This is a genomic window from Aequorivita marina, assembly GCF_031631895.2.
In the GTDB taxonomy this organism is placed as follows: domain Bacteria; phylum Bacteroidota; class Bacteroidia; order Flavobacteriales; family Flavobacteriaceae; genus Aequorivita; species Aequorivita marina.
Window position 1 is genome coordinate 259,606 of record NZ_JAVMBW020000003.1, and the last position, 17,148, is coordinate 276,753.

At 36.5% G+C, this 17,148-nt stretch carries 16 protein-coding genes; 5 read left to right on the forward strand and 11 right to left on the reverse strand.

Going from position 1 to position 17,148, the window contains the following annotated elements; all coding sequences use genetic code 11:
• Position 1: 1 nt before the first annotated feature.
• From QPK98_RS06910 to QPK98_RS06935, 6 genes are all read right to left on the reverse strand, one after another.
• Positions 2–706 (reverse strand): SanA/YdcF family protein, encoded by a 705-nt coding sequence (locus QPK98_RS06910; RefSeq protein WP_310992377.1) that lies wholly within the window; start codon positions 704–706, stop codon positions 2–4.
• 168 nt (positions 707–874) lie between these two features.
• Positions 875–1,603 carry a phosphatase PAP2 family protein gene (locus tag QPK98_RS06915; protein WP_310992378.1) on the reverse strand — a complete coding sequence of 243 codons (729 nt, stop codon included), beginning with the start codon at positions 1,601–1,603 and terminating at the stop codon, positions 875–877.
• 168 nt (positions 1,604–1,771) lie between these two features.
• Complete coding sequence (locus QPK98_RS06920; protein WP_310992379.1) at positions 1,772–2,158, reverse strand: VOC family protein; 387 nt, start codon at positions 2,156–2,158, stop codon at positions 1,772–1,774.
• Positions 2,159–2,345: 187 nt separating this feature from the next.
• Positions 2,346–2,744: a GlcG/HbpS family heme-binding protein gene (locus QPK98_RS06925; RefSeq protein WP_310992380.1), complete on the reverse strand. Its 399-nt coding sequence runs from the start codon at positions 2,742–2,744 to the stop codon at positions 2,346–2,348.
• A 214-nt stretch (positions 2,745–2,958) separates the two neighbouring features.
• Positions 2,959–5,298 (reverse strand): TonB-dependent receptor, encoded by a 2,340-nt coding sequence (locus tag QPK98_RS06930; protein ID WP_310992381.1) that lies wholly within the window; start codon positions 5,296–5,298, stop codon positions 2,959–2,961.
• A gap of 134 nt (positions 5,299–5,432) precedes the next feature.
• Positions 5,433–6,098 (reverse strand): RNA polymerase sigma factor, encoded by a 666-nt coding sequence (locus QPK98_RS06935; RefSeq protein ID WP_310992382.1) that lies wholly within the window; start codon positions 6,096–6,098, stop codon positions 5,433–5,435.
• A gap of 578 nt (positions 6,099–6,676) precedes the next feature.
• Here QPK98_RS06935 and QPK98_RS06940 point away from each other — a divergent pair.
• The 5 genes from QPK98_RS06940 to QPK98_RS06960 are packed head-to-tail and all read left to right on the forward strand — an operon-like array spanning position 6,677 to position 9,351.
• Positions 6,677–7,054: an OB-fold protein gene (locus QPK98_RS06940; protein WP_310992383.1), complete on the forward strand. Its 378-nt coding sequence runs from the start codon at positions 6,677–6,679 to the stop codon at positions 7,052–7,054.
• Between the two features lie 15 nt (positions 7,055–7,069).
• A complete protein-coding gene (locus tag QPK98_RS06945; protein ID WP_310992384.1) occupies positions 7,070–7,657 on the forward strand; it encodes a T9SS type A sorting domain-containing protein in 588 nt (195 codons plus the stop codon).
• Between the two features lie 5 nt (positions 7,658–7,662).
• The gene (locus QPK98_RS06950) at positions 7,663–8,511 is read left to right on the forward strand and encodes a DUF5777 family beta-barrel protein (protein WP_310992385.1); all 849 of its coding nucleotides are present in this window, start codon (positions 7,663–7,665) and stop codon (positions 8,509–8,511) included.
• A gap of 10 nt (positions 8,512–8,521) precedes the next feature.
• Positions 8,522–8,803, forward strand: coding sequence for a hypothetical protein (locus tag QPK98_RS06955; protein ID WP_310992386.1), 282 nt, complete (start codon positions 8,522–8,524; stop codon positions 8,801–8,803).
• 5 nt (positions 8,804–8,808) lie between these two features.
• Positions 8,809–9,351, forward strand: a complete 543-nt coding sequence (locus QPK98_RS06960) for a YceI family protein (protein WP_310992387.1) — start codon at positions 8,809–8,811, stop codon at positions 9,349–9,351.
• Between the two features lie 143 nt (positions 9,352–9,494).
• Here the strand turns inward: QPK98_RS06960 and QPK98_RS06965 are convergent, their stop codons facing one another.
• The 5 genes from QPK98_RS06965 to QPK98_RS06985 all read right to left on the reverse strand — a co-directional run bounded on the left by QPK98_RS06965 (position 9,495) and on the right by QPK98_RS06985 (position 16,876).
• Positions 9,495–12,767: a cytochrome c biogenesis protein gene (locus tag QPK98_RS06965; protein WP_310992388.1), complete on the reverse strand. Its 3,273-nt coding sequence runs from the start codon at positions 12,765–12,767 to the stop codon at positions 9,495–9,497.
• 182 nt (positions 12,768–12,949) lie between these two features.
• A complete protein-coding gene (locus QPK98_RS06970) occupies positions 12,950–14,212 on the reverse strand; it encodes a hypothetical protein (protein ID WP_310992389.1) in 1,263 nt (420 codons plus the stop codon).
• A 198-nt stretch (positions 14,213–14,410) separates the two neighbouring features.
• Positions 14,411–15,097 carry an FAD-binding oxidoreductase gene (locus tag QPK98_RS06975; RefSeq protein WP_310992390.1) on the reverse strand — a complete coding sequence of 229 codons (687 nt, stop codon included), beginning with the start codon at positions 15,095–15,097 and terminating at the stop codon, positions 14,411–14,413.
• Positions 15,098–15,282: 185 nt separating this feature from the next.
• Positions 15,283–16,569 (reverse strand): glycosyltransferase, encoded by a 1,287-nt coding sequence (locus QPK98_RS06980; RefSeq protein ID WP_310992391.1) that lies wholly within the window; start codon positions 16,567–16,569, stop codon positions 15,283–15,285.
• 1 nt (position 16,570) lies between these two features.
• Entirely contained in the window at positions 16,571–16,876 is a 306-nt protein-coding gene (locus QPK98_RS06985; protein ID WP_310992392.1) for a hypothetical protein, read from the reverse strand.
• Between the last annotated feature and the right edge of the window lie 272 nt (positions 16,877–17,148).

The window sequence follows — 17,148 nt, forward strand, 5'->3', positions numbered from 1 at the left end:
CTTACTTTATCTTTAGGCTATCAACTTGGAGACTATCGGTCTTTGAAATAGCATGGTTCTTCTCAATCTTTTTAATTTCAATTTTATCGCCATAAAACTTAGGACCTACATTGAATATCACATCTAAAAAAGCTTTTGTTCTTGCAAAATACTCTCGGAACTTTACCTTTAGGCCATTTTTACCACCAACATCCTTTGCATTAAAACCAATAATATTAATGCCTTTTTTTTCACCCAAATAAATTGCTCGTTCATTGTGAAATTGTTGCGAAATGACCGTGAAATCATTTTGTCCAAAGATTTCTTTAGCACGAATAACCGAATCTAAAGTTCTAAATCCGGCGTAATCCAAGAATATTACTTCTTCAGGAATACCGCGTTTTATCAATTCTCTTTTAAATGTTATGGGTTCGTTGTAAGATTCAGTGCTATTATCGCCACTCACTAAAATAAAGTCAACTTTATCGTTTTCATAAAGACTTACAGCTGCATCTATTCTAAACTTAAAATACAGGTTTATTCCACCGCCTTTATAATATTTTGCAGTACCCAAGAGCAGGCCTACCCTATTTTTCTGTATATCGGCAACTTTGGAAAATGTTTTCCCTTTAGTTGCATTTGCTATGGTGTAGTTTGAAAACAGAATTAGAAGCAAAGTACCAATAACAAACAATCCAACAATTTGCGCTACTCTCTTTCTGGTCATGTTTTTAGAAGTATAATTCCAATAAATAAAAGGCATTGATAATGAAGTGGGTTGAAGTAAAAATTCTTCAATAGACAAAGCTACGGAACACTCCTTAGCTTTCACTTATGTTTTAAGCAAAATAACTTCAGAAATAGTATTGCAACATCCACAATCTCTAAAAATTTTCTAAGTTTTTGGGTCTCTTCTAAAAACTTCCCCCAAATTAAAGAGAAGAATACAGAAAAACACCCATATTAGCCCGGCGATATATCCGCCAGCAATATCTGAAGGAAAGTGGACCCCCAAATAGATACGGCTGATTCCAATACTCAGAATCATCGTTAAAAACAAAAGTATAAGTACTGTTTTAAGAAAAGGGTTTACTTTAAAGCGATAGGTAAGATAAATTAAAAATCCGTAAAATGCCATTGCGCCCATAGCGTGACCGCTGGGGTAGCTCAATGTTTCTACCACCACCAAATGTGCTGCATCGGGCCTAGAGCGATTAACGATACGTTTTAACAATACGTTTGATATGGATGACATTAGCATTACAAATATGGTTTGCAAGACATACTTCCAGTTTTTAAAATACAGCACTGTGGCAAGGGCCGCAACGGCAAGAACAATCACATAGCCATATACATCGCCTACATGGGTTATAAAAGTAAAATAATCGGTAAGTACCGGTGAACGAAATGAAACAACGTATTCTGAAATCTGCTGGTCATATTGAGCTAACACATCTTCTTTTAACGATTCGGTTAATTCAATAAAAACATTTACTCCGGCAATAACAATAATAAGTGCAACCAGAACAATAAGTATATACGGAAGTTTGGGATTATCTTTCCGAAGATGATGTTTTAGGAAATCCCCAAAGTTTCGAATAAGTTCAAATAACGTATGTCTCATTTTTAAAGTAAAACTTTAAAGATAAGTTCATTTTAGAAAGTAGCGATGTGTTTTTTCTAATTATACCAAAAAGACTTCATATTTAGCGATAAAATTCATTTGGTGTTACTAGCTGGATTTTTTATGCTAAAACAAAAAACCTGGGCCATTATTTGTGCAAGGAGAAAATTAAGACTGAGAATGCACGCCAAACTTATTGCCTTCGGTATCATAGCCTAAAACCATATAGCCGTATTCTCCAATAGGTTCCTTGGCTCTAGCAACTTTACCGCCGGCACCTTCAATTCGCTGCTCTTCTAGGCTACAATCGGCACTGCCAAAGTAAACCACGGTTGAATTTTCGCCCGCTTTAACGCCCTCCATTTCTATTAGCGCGCCTCCAGCACCTTCTCCATCCATCTCCATCGGAAAAAATAATATTTTCATTTCCACTTCCGATTCAGGCGTGGGCAATTCACTCAACTCAATTTGAAAAACTTTTTCATAAAATTTTTGAGCTCTTTTTATGTCGTCAACATAAATTTCGAACCATACTACAGGATTGATTGGTTTCATATCGATTGATTTTAAAGGTGTTGTCTAGCATCAAAATTAAGAGGTTTAATCGGAAAACCACTTGTCTTATGGTAAGATTTTAAGAATTGCGGGAAGTTTCTATACTAATTCAGTTAAGGCTGATATTTGCCCAAAGTAAAAAAGACCCCGTTTTGGAGTCTTTTTTTTACTTTATTTGTCCTAAGCTTTATAGGGCATCGGCTCCAGCGGAAGCAACTGCATGATCATTTTCAACAGAACTACCACTTACGCCAACCGCACCGATAATAGTGCCGTTTTTGTCTTTTACCAAAACACCGCCAGGAAAGGATATTAAACCTCCGTTAGAGTGTTCTATATTATAGAGTGACTCGCCAGGTTGCGAAAGCTTTCCTATCTCGCCCGAAGGCATATCAAAAAATCTGGAAGTTTTTGCTTTTTTTAGGGCAATATCTGCAGATCCTAACCATGCCCCGTCCATACGAACGAAAGCAACTTGGTTTGCGCCGCCATCAACTACTGAGATATTCATTTTCGTATCTAAGTCTTTAGCTTTCTTTTTTGCTGCGGCTATAATTTTTTCTGCCTGTTCTAATGTAATGTTCATATTGTTTGTTGTTTATAGTTTATTCTTCAACCAATATAAGTAAGCTTCTTTTAAAAGTCGTGAAAATTGTGTTAAGCTTCGGAATAACAACTATTTATACGAATCGAAAAAATAGAAGTAGGTTCAAAAGAATCAAAAATTAGAATTAAACCGATTGACACGAAACGAGTTCTTAGTTTCTCTAAAAGCTACTTATAATGAGCTATAATACCATTCAAAAATAATATTTAACACCAAAGTGAAACGCTCTCGGACTACCTACGGTATATGTATTTTCTTTTCGAAACACATTATAGCTTGAACGGACTGCATAGCGAACATCAAAGACATTCAACACGTGTCCCCAAAATTCAATTTTTTTGGTTCTATAGACAGCTCGAAAATTAAAAACCTGATGTCCTGGATAGGTGGCGGTGCCCGGCAGACCTCCACCTGTAATCGCCTGGCCTTCAAAACTTGTATTGTAACTTCCTACTAATTCATGTTCCATCCCAATTGCTAAGCCCTTTATGTAATTTGGAGTGTATTCTATACGTGATTGCCCAAGTATTTTTGGAGCAGCAGCCATTTCGGAATGGGAATAATCTACACCACGATCAAAAAAATCAAGATAGCGATGAGAGGCATAACTGCCATTATGAGCAATAGAAAATTCAGGAAAAAGCTGATATTTAAATCCATATTCAATCCCAGCCGATCTTGAAGTTCCAATATTAGCATTAAAATAGTTATCATTTTCATCGCGCAAACTTACCAATGTATTATTGCCGTTTAAAAGATATAGTGTAACGTCTAATTTAAACTTACGACTAGGTTGGTAGTAGCCTCCAGCTTCATAGTTATGGTACGTACTCGGTTTAAGATCAAATATATTCCCTCCAGTTTCCACAAAATTATTCCGGTAAAGATCTGATGCCTGCGGTGGTGTGAACCCATTTGAATAGCTAAGATAAGCACCTAAATTTCTGGAAAAGTTATAGTTAAAACCAATTTTTGGAGCAAAGTGATTGTATGTTGTGTAGGTATCTTTTGCACCAGCTGTTACCTCTATCAAATTGTTATAATCATACTCAAATCTATCATAGCGCAAGGCCGCGGTTATCTTTAGCGCCTCTAGTGGAGAGATTTCGTATTGAAAATAACTTGCATAGTTGATGATATCAGCCTTATAGTTTATTATGAATTTTTGACGATTCACTTCATAATTCACATTCTGACCCGTTTCTATATCTACTGTTATATCAATTGGGTTAGCAACGAAACTCTGTGGCGTATAATCAAATGAGGCTCCAAGAATCAAGGCGGATTTTTTAAAATTAAAATTGAGTTTATGCTGTACCAAGCCCACCACACTTTTAAACCGATTGGAGTTTATTTCACCTATACCTTTACCCGTTAGCTCATCTTCATTTTTAAACTGTGTTATACGATAGAAAGGAATTTGACCAAGTTGATTAGCTCTAAAAATAAGATTAAAGTCTGTCTTACTTTTTGAAGACCACGACTTGGAAAGTGTGCTTCTAAAACGAAAACTTTTAGCAACTCTTTCGGTAAAGGTCTGATCGCTTTCATAATTTCCGTTTTCATAATCTTCAGTACTCAGATCTCCATTGGAATCAGAGCGGTAATCGATTAGATCGAACATATTAGTCCAAGTGGTTGTATTATTTAAATGATTAATCGTTTTAAAAGAAAGTGCAAACTTTTCATAATCGCTGTGTTGTATAGGTCCGTTTTTCCGCTCTACATAATGTCCTCCAAGATAAAGCCCAAAGGCATCATTAGTATATTGAGATAGTTCAAGTTCATAACGTTTGAGGCCCATATCATTTATTTCAAAACCTATATTTGAACTGAAATCTCTGGTCGGATTTTTGGTTATAAAATTAAAGCTTCCTCCAATAGCATCACTACCATAAATACTGGATGCTGGTCCTTTTAGAACTTCTATTCTTTGGAAAGTTGTCTGGTTTGTTTCCAAAAGTGCATTGTGATTAAAAACAGCAGTAGGCCTTATTGGAAGGCCATCTTCCAGATACAGAAATAGTGCCTTTGTGGTAATGGGAGAGCGAACGGCCATCATATGTTCCTCATTGCTTGCTACTGTAGAAGCAGACATAAATACGCCTGGCACTTGATTAATCAACTGTTCTAGCTCCACAGCTTTAGTATTTTCAATAGCTGTGGTATTTAATAAACTGATAGCAGCGGGAATGTCACGTCTATTTTGTTGTTCTCGGCTGGCAGAAATAACAACTTCACTCAAGACATTTAGATCCTCTTCAAGAATAATAATGCTATTTTCTCTTGAAAGCGTTAATTGTAAGGGCTTATATCCCAAATGTGTTATTTGTAAAATAACAGCCGAATTTAATTCAATTTTAAAGTGCCCTCTAAAATCACTGATGGTTCCTAATGAAGGATTATTTACAACTGAAATTTCTACTCCAGATAAAGCTTGCCTATTTTCGTCTAGTACAATTCCTGAATATGTATTTTGACCATAATTTATAAGGCTAAAAAACAGAAACGTAAGACTTAGAACATTCTTCATATTATCACGAAACAAATTCATCGTCTTTTATATTCATTTGATGGTTACTATGCTTTTTGAAATTTTTTAAACTGTATAAGCTATGCTAAACCGGCTGTTTTCTAACAAATTTTTACTTGGGATTTTATGAATGTTTAGGAGCCGGTTTTGACGATATGATCCAACACATTAGCAACAACATTGTCGCATTTTGAGTTACCAAACTCGTAGATACTAGAATGGTCTGTTAAGTTCAATATTGAATTCCTGAGCTTAATTCTAGCTCTGTGCAAGCGCACTTTCACATTGCTATTGGTCAGGTCTAAACTTTCGGAAATTTCCGAAATTGTGATACCCTCAACTTCCTTCAGCATATACACAATTTTATATTTCTCGGGAAGCCTGTCTATTGCTCTTTCCATAAAATAAGTGGATTCTTTATACATAGCTTTTCGTTCAGGGTCCAATATGTTACAATCTTCAATTTGTAAAACCTTGTCCTCTTGCTGAATGGCAATGGTTTTATGTTTGGCGGCTTTTCGTTTTCGCTGTAAGGCCTCGTTTATTCCAATCCTAATTAACCAAGTAGAAAACTTAGCTTTATTTTTAAATTGGTGCAATTTCTCAAAGGCTTTTATATAGGTGTCCTGCATAGTATCTTCTGCATCGCTTTCTGTGTTTATGTAGCTTCTAATGGTTCTGTATAACAATTCATTATAGCGTCGCATTAGTATTTCGAACAATTCAATCTCCCCATCGAGCGTTTTTCTTATAATCAGCTCTTCCGTCAATTCCCTGTGTGTTTGCTTATTAGTATTCATTAGAGGTGGCTTTTAGTTTAGATGCTAAATAACCATAGCGGTTACACTTTTTTAACCGTTTCCGTAGATTTTTAACTAAAGTCAGTATCTGACATTTATATGGAATCTGAGTTCAAAAGGGCATAACACGCTTTAAAATTGATAGTTTACAAACGATAATCATACTTTCGGGTTTCGCTCTTATCCTCTTGGCTGTCCGCTATAGTGATGTCTAGGAAATCAATATAATTATGAGGTAATTGATATCTACTTGTGAAGTTACACCTTATAATTAATAGCTGCAGGCAAACAAGTTTTTAGACGAAGTGCTTCTGAGACCGATACACTTTGAACAGAAATACTACTCACCTTGCTAACAAATTGATACTTCAAATTGCTTATAAAAATTCTAAAAAATTAATCAAGGAATTGATAACGTGCTAAATAAAATGTAACCAAACTTCATTTTTTTAATCCAATAGGTAATCAACTCAAATTTTACACGAATAAAAGAAGAGTCAAACTAAAACAAAACGCGACTCTAAAGGAAACTAAGATCAAGACGCGCTGTGAACGGTTGTATCAAAAACAAATCACCGATGAAAAAATACTGGATTTTAATAGTAATAGTGCTACTAGCAGTTGTAGGCTATAATTATTTATATAAAAAACATCGAATTATAGAAAGTGAGGCCATCCGATTTTCAGTAACAGCGCAACAAATACAAGGGGAGTTTAATATTGATCCAGTGATTTCCCTAAAAAAGTATGGCGACAAAACTATAGAAATATCGGGGCTTGTTTCAGAAATCGATAAAACTGAAATCACAATAGATGATAAGGTATTTTGCCAATTTTCAGAAGAGGTTAGCCAAAACGAAATCTCACTAAATTCAAAAATCACCGTAAAAGGACGGCTTATAGGATATGACGACCTACTGGAACAAGTAAAACTTGACCAGTGTATTATTAATTAACTTAAATAAATAACTATGAAAACAAAACTATTATTACTGATCCTTTTAGGCTTTTTTGCTGCAAACGCACAAACAAGTCATAATTTAGAATGGTATATGGGCATTGGGTCTAATGTTGATTTAACGATAGATCAAGGCGATACCGTAACTTGGACCTGGGGGGATACTGCTCCCCATACAGTTGAGAACAAAGTGGGGAATTCTGTAGAAACTTTTAATAGCGGTATTCTCACCGGAATGGGAGTACAGTTTTCCTACACCTTTACTGAGGTGGGCGACAACGACTATTTTTGTGGCGTTCACGGCAACAGCATGTCGGGAACCATTACTGTTAGAGAAGTTTTGGGTGTGGAAGATAATAATTTAAACACGATTAGTTTCTATCCAAATCCCGCATCCTCAACAATAAACCTGGATTTGCCAAAAAACATGCAAACAGGCCAAATAACTGTTTTTGATATCTTAGGAAAACAGGTTCATTCGCAAGAGTTTGAGTTGAATAATAACATTTCAATTAATACTTCGAGCTGGAACTCAGGAGTCTATTTCTTGAAGGTTATTTCGGGCGAAAGCGTACACACCAAGAGAATAATTAAAAACTGATTCTTTTGAAAGTACTTTTACTATTAATCTTGTGGGTTCCTATTTTTGCTGTGGCTCAAGACGATCTGCTTGCTGAAATAGACACCGTTTCGGTAATTGATGGCAAGGTAACCGCTGCCTTTAAAGGCCTTAAAATCGTAAATTTTGAATCCACAAAATTAGTAGCTAAAAAAGAACTTACATTTATAGTTTCCCACAGATTTGGAAGTATTGAAAATGGTTTCGATAGTTTTTTCGGTCTCGATGACGCAGTTACCCGATTAAATTTCGTTTATGGAATTTCAGATGGATTGAATGTTAGTGTATCTCGCAGTTCATATCAAAAAATCTATGAAGCTTCCTCAAAGTACAGATTGGTTAATCAACAGAAAAATGGATTTCCATTTACTATTGTTGGTTATAATTCATTGATGATTAATACAGCTTTAAAAAAGGATAACCTTCCAAAATTGAAATTTAAACATCGCCTATCCTACACCACCCAAATTTTAGTCTCCCGAAAGATAAACACCAATTTTTCTGTAGAAATTATGCCTACTTATTTTCACGATAATTATGTTGCGATTAACCAACAGGACAATGCTCAGTTTGCAATTGGATTTGGTGGGCGCCACAAATTAACCAAGCGCTGGGCTGTGAATATAGATTATGGTATTCATCTAAATCGTGCCACCAATTCCCCTTTCAGAAATCCATTATCCATTGGTATTGATCTTGAAACCGGAGGGCATGTTTTTCAGATGCACTTTACAAATGCGCAACCAATGAACACAAATGGTTTTTTGGGCCAAGCTTCAGGTGATTGGGCTGATGGAAATATTTATTTCGGGTTTAACCTAAGTAGGGTATTTTGAAACTATGATTATGAAAAACAATTTGTTACAAATATCAATACGGCTAGGTTTAATGATGCTTTTAATAGGTTGCACTGCTGTAAGTGAGGATGATTTAATGGATGCAACACCAATACCTGAAATACTAACTTATAATGAAAATGTAAAGGAAGCGGTTGAAAACAGAAATCTGATTGGCCGGATCTCAAGTGATGATCCTTCATTTTTAATGCCAGTTGGTGGGCCTAGATTACCTCAGAATTTAATAGATATAATCATTCAATGGAATGCGGATGGATTAATTGAAGAATAGAAGTCATGAAAAAAATACTCGCAATTATCTTATTTGTAAGCACCATTTCCTTTGGTCAAAATAAATTTATAACTAGAACTGGTGAATTAAGTTTTGAAGCATCCGTTCCATCATTTGAAGAAGTGGCTGCAAAAAACAGTTCCGTAACAGTAATTATTAATGCTGAGAACGGCGAGATAGCTGCGCTTGCACTTGTCAAGGCTTTCCGATTTAAAAATGCTTTAATGGAAGAGCACTTCAACGAAAATTATGCTGAATCGAGCAAATACCCCAAAGCCACCTTTAAGGGTAAATTAGTCGGTTTCACTTTTGAAGAACTTAACGGCACAAATAATTTAGTTATTGAAGGAACACTTGAATTTCACGGGGTCACAAAACAGTTCACCAAAATCCCTATTAACTTGGTATCTCAAAAAAATAAAATCACTATATCGGGAAACTTTAGGGTACGACCTTCCGATTTTAATATTAAAATCCCGAAAATTGTGCAGAGCAAAGTTTCAGATACAGTGCAAATAGCTTTCAACTTTGAGCTTCTAAAAAAATAACGATAATTTGCGCTTAGGTTCTCGCTACTAAAACCCTTGCTCACACTAGCTAGAAACCATCCCTATTATATGGAACAAAAGCCCTGTGCCTTCAATATTTTTAGCCTAATAATTATTGCTATTCTCGTATTCTCTTAAATTGTTTACCCACTCACTATTTTACTTGCTTTATTTCTAAAATAAGCTGCCAAAGATAAAATGATCATTCCTGCCGCAGTAATATAAATCCAATCTGGAATGGGCATAGGGTCACCAGCTGCATAGGAGTGTAATCCAGACAAGTAGTAATTTACGCCGAAATAAGTAAATATAATAGACCAAATTGCCCATAGACTGACAATATTAAAAGTTAGTTTTCCTTTAAGCTTGGGCACTAATCTCAAGTGAAGGACCACGGCATAAAAAATTATTGATATAAATGCCCAAGTTTCTTTAGGGTCCCAGCTCCAATACCTTCCCCAACTTTCATTGGCCCACATACCTCCCAGAAAAGTACCTACGGTGAGGGCGAAGATGCCGACGGTTAGGGCCATTTCATTAACTATGGTCAACTCTTTGATGGAGTGCTTTATTTTTTTTGTGGGCTTTGCGGTGAAAAGTAGTAATGAAATCGCACTCAATACTGCTGACAAGCCGAAAAATCCGTAACTGGAAGTGATAATTCCCACGTGAACCATAAGCCAATAAGATTTCAAAACGGGTTCCAAAGGCGTAATCTGCGGATCGAGCATAGATCCTCCGTGTGCAAACCCCATCATAATCACTGCTACTAACGCACCAGCGGCAGGAATAAATGCATTTCGGTTTTTGTAAAGAAGCAATCCCGAAAGAACACCGATTCCTGAAATAAAGATAATAGCTTCATAGCCATTGCTCCAAGGCGCGTGTCCGGAAAGATACCAGCGCACGCCTAAGGCTATCGCTTGAATAGCCACGGCTAATATCATTATTCCCAGCAGTATTTTGGTGAGAACACGAATAATATGATTGTACTTTGAGCCAGACAAAAACACTTCTGCAAAACCAAGAATGACCATGAACACCCCCAAAAAACTATACGCTATCATCAACCATAAAAAAATATTCAGATGGTTATAGAGAATTTCCAAACTCACTTTTGAAGCCGATGGAATAATCTCCTTACCCCAAGCTTGTTGAAATTCACTTATCGCTTCAATGCTTTTATCTGCTTCTATATAGTTTCCAGTTTTCAAACCTTCTTTAACTCCATTAAAATAATTGGTTAAAAGTGAATACGCTGTCTCATCTATCGCTATCGGTTTTTGTTCAGAACTATAAATCCAGCTTGTCCAGGATTGGGCGGGATCATCTTTTACAGGAATTGCTTTGGTATAATACCCAAAAGCAATACTGCTAAAAATATTGAATCGCTCCGTGACTTCGATAACTGCTTTGTCATATTTAGTCTGGTCTGCTTTTCGTTTACTAAAAGATTTGTTGTCTTGCTCTTCCAGCTTAAAAATCCCGGTATTTTGGTCAACTAAATTAGTATAAGAAGTATAACCTTCGGCATTGGCGCTCGTTTCTTTTAACAGTTTGTCACCTCCTTTTTGGCCCACTTTAATAAGAGGTTCATTGGCCCAATATCCTGGATCAATCTGCATGGAAATAAACCATTGATTTGCTGTTATGGAAAGGGTATCTTTTTGATATTTATCTTTCTTATGAATCTTTCTAAGTAATTCTAGCGTATGCGTATCCATAGGTTTAATCCGGCCTTGAAAATCTTGAACCAAGAGATGTCCAAATTTTTTAGCGTGAATTGGATCAATTATTCGATTGGTTCCAAATTCATCAGAACTCGCAAACTGGGCATTTGGTCCTATCTTCTGTTGCGGAGCAGTTATAGTATCATTTGATGGAGCCGTGCTATTTTGCGCAAAAGAAGGATTTATTCCGAACCCCATCAGTACTAAAAGCGGAAAAAAAACGAGACTTTTCTTGTGCATTTTCTTTAAAGAATTATTCAAATTCCAGAAATGGGTTCCTTTCCTGAAAAGCGTGAAAAACATTCCTATAAACAACAGGAAATATCCAAAATAGGTAATATCGGTACCCCATCTATCCGCATTTACAGAAAGGATAGTTCCGCTTTCATCTGGAAAGTAACTTGCCTGAAAGAATCTGTAGCCTCGATAATCCATAACATTATTCATAAAAATATGATGCTGTTTTTCCAATCCTTTATCAATGACGGTTATCTTACTTTCATAAGATGATGGATTGTTTGAACCAGGGTAACGATCTAATATAAAGTCATCACAACGTAAAGAAAAATCCGTGTGAAGTATTTTTGAACCAAAACCTAAAGAGACATTCACGCCGTTGATATGAACCGTTTTATCAAATTCCGTAACCCCTTTCCCGCCTTTAATCAACAGCGTATCTATTTCATTTCCAGAATTTAATTCTACCTGAATAACTTCCAAGAGATTTTTGTCCACTGGGTTGTTTTTGTCTCCAGTGAAATAGACCAATTTTCCTTTGAAAGCACTTTTAGGGATAATAAAACTAGTATTATTAATTGTGTAAAGCGTTCTGTGATTTAATGTATCAATCTTATTTGCTTTAATTTTTCCCGAAAGCTCCGCTAATAATTTAGTATCTGTTACTACGCCCTTTTTCTGTCCTTCCATAGCCATATAATGTCCGTCAATGGGAAGCGTAAACATTATAAGCCCATTCTTTTCCATTAGCTGAACCGCGCCTTCTACCGGCAAATTAAAGCTGAAAACTGTACCATTAATGTTTTTAACTTCACCCTCGGGAAGATAATTATCAATTCTTCCATCCTGCCCAATAGAAACAATATTGAGCATTTTCTTTCCTGAATCCGTTACTTGAATAGAGTCTTTAGCCATCGGAATATAATCGAGGGTTTTTAAGGAAATAACTTTATCGCCAAAGCGATAATTTTGTTTAAAAGTTCTTTTAAACGGCCATCTCGTGTCTTTAGCATTCAAGTAAGACATCATATAAGGCCGCTTATCATAGCTGCGTGTTTTCTCCCCGTCGGTGACAACCAGTTTGAAATAAGTGAGATCGCTTATAATTTCATTGGTGGTTTGTCCTTCTTTAATAGGCATTTGCCCTTCAAAACTGAAATAGCGCGTTATGGCACCTCCAAGAAACATAAATATAAAGGCTAAGTGAAACACCAGAATTGGCCATTTCTCCTTTCTGGTAAGTCTGTAGGTTTTAATATTTGCGGCAAACAAGATTATCAGCCAAAGCATCAGGATTTCAAACCAGCAAGAATTGTAAACTAATGTTTTTGCAGTAGGCGTATCAAAGTCATTTTCCACAAAAGTAGCAACAGCCATGGAGAAGCCATACAATAGCAAAAGAACCGTCATGGTGCGGGTGGAGAATAGAATTTTTTTTAAGCGTATCATTTCGTTTGCAACCAATTAAACATTGTTTCAGTATGGCAAGAATTCTTTTGGATAGTTCAGTATTTATTAAAATTTCATCTTAAAAAAGCACCTCTTTAAGAATTGATTTCACTAGGAAATATTTCTTCTAAAGAGATGCTTAACCCTAATTAATCCAAACGTGAGGTTTTTATGACTATGCCCTATAAGGATTTTAGATACTCCGTAAGATCTGTCTTCTCAGCTCCAGTTAAAGCAAGATTATTTACTTCATTATATCTTGATACTACATCAGCCAAAGTCGCTGCAGAACCATCGTGAAAATAAGGAGGGTGTTGCCAAATACCTTTCAAGGGGGTTACTCTCCATTGTTTTGTAGCCGATCGCTTAACATAATCTTTATCTGGAGCCACAGAGGCAGTTTGTGGGTGTAATTTTCCACCTTCAATAACATCTGTAAATAATGGTCCGGAGTGGCAACTTGCGCACTGTGCTTTCCCAGAGAAAAGTTCTTTCCCTCTTGTAGCAGCAGCAACATCAAAAGAACCAGCTGGAGGAGTTGGTGCGGCGATGGAAAATTGATATGCCTGCAAAGCTGGGAGTTTATCTGTAACCAAATCATCACCTTCTCGGTGATCAACTATCAAGTTAAGACGTGGATCTTCAAAATAACCATGCCCGCGCATTTGGGTAACTGCCACATATCTATTCCAATAAGCAACAGGACCTGCTGGCTCGTGTTCTACGTCGCCATCTCCGGTAAAAATTGCTTTCGGAAGACCGTATAACCCATATGCAGGTGGTATAACAACTGGGTTGTTTAAACCATCGTTATTATATCTTGGATCATATATTCCAGGGCCCCATGAAGTGTAAACATCTTTCTGATCTTGGGTTAAGGCTGGAGATAAGGAGATGATCAAACCAGGGTCTAGGTCTCTATTTGGCCAACCATCCAAACGACTTCCTATTCCTGGAGCGAAAGAATCATCTACAGTTGAATGGCAAAGCGCACAAGTTATCCCCATTCTGTCCAATTTTAAGCTGCCGTCTCCATTTTCACTGACTTCACCTTGTACCCCAACAACAGCATTAAGTTGCAACAAGACAAGGGTGGTTTGAGGATCGTCTAAATCAACTTCTCCATTTTGAATAGCGGTAACAACATCGGGCGGTAAAGCCGTGGCATCTACTTTTAGGCCTACTGCAAGCGCCGTAGCAGGACTTACAGCAGTCTCGATAACTTCATTCATTTGTAGCACATCTGTCCAGAATGATTCATCACCAAAAGTGTCGTATCGAAATATTTGTTTCCCCTGTTGCACTAATTGAGCATCTAACGGAGGTAAGTTTAAACTGCCTTCACCCGGCGCCAATTGCCCCATGTCATCATCGTCATCACTACAGTTATAAAAACTAAACACAGCAATTAGTAATAGCATAGAAATTATACGATTTGTTTTCATAATCTTTTGATTTTAATTGTGAATTAATATTCTTTCCCCCTGTTGCCAAACCCAAATCAGGCGAAGACTTTACCTTTAGATTAATAAAATTCATTTTGGTTACAAAAACAGCCACAATTCCATTTGTGAAAGTACATTGTCGCAGCTATAATCGCGATTATCGAGTAATTGGATGTTAAAAATTGTTTTTAAGAGAAGTTAAATCTTGTAGCCTGTTTGTATTTTAGATCGCTTCACTCCAATGGTAACAAGATGCGATTTAATGTCCTTCTCAAATTTTTTAGGACCGCAGATGTAAAAATATTGCTCTGTGCTACAAATTATATTCGAAAGGTAATTTCCATCAACTTTTCCATAAGAAAGATTTTTAGATTTGGCCCTGCTTAAAATTACAGAGAGCTTATTATTGAACATTCCCTTGAGATTTTTATAATACAAAACATCGGTTTTGCTTTTATCTGCATAAATCAAACTGTGCCCTTGTTTTAGGTCAACGCCCTTACTCTTAATGGTTTTGAAGATTGGCAAAAACGCTGTAATACCAGCACCAGCGGCAATAAAAGTGCCTTTTCCTTTATATGCATAAGAATTCCAGGGAGAAGATATTTGAACAACATCATTAGTTTGCAACCTAGAGATAGCTTCGGTGAGCCCTTTTCGGGGATATATTTTTATGATAAATTCTAAATGTTCTTCCGCCGGAGTATTGGCGATTGTAAAGGAAGACACTGAAAGGTCATAACCTTCTTTGTTAATACTCATGTCCACCACCTGACCGAGTTCGAACTCAAATCTAAACGGTTTTTCTATTTTTAGTAAAACAACATTATCATTTATGAATTCAACATTAATGACCTTGACCCAGTACGGAAAGATGAAACCCATATCCAATAGTTTTTTAGTTCAAACTTTGGATGCATTTGCAGTCAATTGGTTACAAAATGCCAAAGCTACACTTTTAGATAATGTAGGTCAGGTAATCTTCTTGAGGTATTTATTTTCCTATAAAAAGCTGGATTATTTTCGGATATAGTGGCAAAGTAAGAGTTGGAAAACTAAACTAAGGAAACCTATGGCTTGTAATCCTCCCGCACCTCATCACTATTTGCATAACATACAGGAGAAGCATTTTGTGAAGTTCCGTTTTTCGCCTCAATCCATTTGCTCATATACTTGGTACCTTGCAAAGTATGATGCTGTAATATTTGACCTATAAAATTCTCCTGTCTATGCTTTTCAAGAGTCGTCAAAAGCTTAGCGATTAGACTTTTAAAGTCTTCGGAAAAAAGATCTTTTTGAAAACGTTCCGCAACAATAGTAAAGCCGTTCTGTTGTGCTTTCTGCCAAGGTATTTCTTCGGCATAAAGTTGAATGGCACTCTTGACAAAACCTTCCGCAGATGAAGTTATTTCTCCGCCAAAAGGAAGGTCTGCACACAACCCCTCTGCTCCCATTTCAGTAGTTACTGTTGGTAAGCCGTTGCACATTGCATCTAATACTTTACCTTTAAGCCCAGCACCAAAGCGAATTGGGGCCAAGAGTACACGGTACGCGTTTAAAGTGTTTTCTAAATCTTCCGACCAGCCTTTTATTAAAAAGCCTTCTTTTTTATTGTTTAGCTGAAGGATTTGCTGTGGGGCATAGGCTCCGTAAATATGCAGCTCAGCTTTGGGAAGTTTCTTTCGTATACCTGGCCATAGTTTCTTTAATTGCAAAACCGAATCTACGTTTGGGGCGTGTAATAAATTGCCAATAGTTGTAAAGTGCCGTCTTTCCTCAAAAGAACTACTTTCGGTTTTATTCGAGTTTGTAGTGAACAAGAGTGGCAAGTAATAAAGAATTTGCGGGGGAATTTTAAAAGTGTGCTGAAGCAACTCCATCTCATATTCTGAAATAATAAGGGAAAGATCGCAGCGTAATATGCTTGCCAGCTCCCGTTTGGCTATTTCTGAAAACAGGGTGGCTTCTAAAGCCGGCTTGCCTTTTTTAACCGCCTCTTCCCTAGCCTTCCTTAGAAAATGTAGGTCTTCGGTGTCGAGAATTTTTAGGGCATTTGGGCATTGTTCCGAAACGCGCCAACCAAATTGTTCTTCGGTAATATAGCGGTCGAAAATGACTATTTCCGGTTTTATTTCTTTTATCAAAACATCAAAAGAAGGATCGTTTAGCTTTATATTTTTCACCGAAATATTCCGTGATTCCAATTTGGCAGACCGTTCACCAATTGATGCGGTACTAGCAAAAGTGATTTGGAAATTTGCTTCAGAAAAAACATCAATGAGTTGCACCATTCTACTTCCTGCCGCCGTGGTAGATGGTTCTGGAAAAGTATGGCCTATGACAAATAAATTTTTCATATTAAAATCCGTAGAGTTCGCACATTAAACCCAAATTAAAAAATGCCGAAAGTGCCCCAAGAAAAAGCATAGCACTTATAAAAAGGGCAGCCAATATTACTATTTTCTTTTTTGAATGATAACTTATGTAATTTAATACCACTTGAAAAACCAAGGCAATGGCTTGTGCAGTTAGCATACGTTTGGCACAGACTATAACCGGTTCTTTAAAGTATAAAAAATAGGTGGCTAGCATTAAGACTATATATAGCGCTGTAATACCAAAGAGAACGGTTTTCGGGAAATTAAATCGCTGCGAATTTGCCATATTTAAGTTTTTACTCAAAGATAGCAAAACGGGAAACAAGGGAACAACAAGGAGCGTACACTTATGTATTTAATATCCCTCAAAAAAAATCTTCCTGAGAAATAAATTCCTCAGGAAGATTTGACATTTGGTTAATTAGTAGGAGTTTATTAGATCCCCTAATTCTCTTTAAAGTAAGTATTTTAAGGACCTCCCTAGAATTGCATCATGCTTCACAATGACAGAGGGAGGTTCTTAAAGTACTAATCAAACAATCGTTTTTTAATTTTTTA

Excerpts from the sequence above, each read along its gene's own strand:
- QPK98_RS06975 (WP_310992390.1), bottom strand. The coding sequence starts at position 15,097 with ATGGGTTTCATCTTTCCGTACTGGGTCAAGGTCATTAATGTTGAATTC.
- QPK98_RS06940 (WP_310992383.1), top strand. The coding sequence starts at position 6,677 with ATGAAAAAATACTGGATTTTAATAGTAATAGTGCTACTAGCAGTTGTA.
- QPK98_RS06985 (WP_310992392.1), bottom strand. The coding sequence starts at position 16,876 with ATGGCAAATTCGCAGCGATTTAATTTCCCGAAAACCGTTCTCTTTGGT.
- QPK98_RS06930 (WP_310992381.1), bottom strand. The coding sequence starts at position 5,298 with ATGAAGAATGTTCTAAGTCTTACGTTTCTGTTTTTTAGCCTTATAAAT.
- QPK98_RS06980 (WP_310992391.1), bottom strand. The coding sequence starts at position 16,569 with ATGAAAAATTTATTTGTCATAGGCCATACTTTTCCAGAACCATCTACC.
- QPK98_RS06945 (WP_310992384.1), top strand. The coding sequence starts at position 7,070 with ATGAAAACAAAACTATTATTACTGATCCTTTTAGGCTTTTTTGCTGCA.
- QPK98_RS06920 (WP_310992379.1), bottom strand. The coding sequence starts at position 2,158 with ATGAAACCAATCAATCCTGTAGTATGGTTCGAAATTTATGTTGACGAC.
- QPK98_RS06935 (WP_310992382.1), bottom strand. The coding sequence starts at position 6,098 with ATGAATACTAATAAGCAAACACACAGGGAATTGACGGAAGAGCTGATT.
- QPK98_RS06915 (WP_310992378.1), bottom strand. The coding sequence starts at position 1,603 with ATGAGACATACGTTATTTGAACTTATTCGAAACTTTGGGGATTTCCTA.
- QPK98_RS06970 (WP_310992389.1), bottom strand. The coding sequence starts at position 14,212 with ATGAAAACAAATCGTATAATTTCTATGCTATTACTAATTGCTGTGTTT.
- QPK98_RS06955 (WP_310992386.1), top strand. The coding sequence starts at position 8,522 with ATGAAAAACAATTTGTTACAAATATCAATACGGCTAGGTTTAATGATG.
- QPK98_RS06960 (WP_310992387.1), top strand. The coding sequence starts at position 8,809 with ATGAAAAAAATACTCGCAATTATCTTATTTGTAAGCACCATTTCCTTT.
- QPK98_RS06965 (WP_310992388.1), bottom strand. The coding sequence starts at position 12,767 with ATGATACGCTTAAAAAAAATTCTATTCTCCACCCGCACCATGACGGTT.
- QPK98_RS06925 (WP_310992380.1), bottom strand. The coding sequence starts at position 2,744 with ATGAACATTACATTAGAACAGGCAGAAAAAATTATAGCCGCAGCAAAA.
- QPK98_RS06910 (WP_310992377.1), bottom strand. The coding sequence starts at position 706 with ATGACCAGAAAGAGAGTAGCGCAAATTGTTGGATTGTTTGTTATTGGT.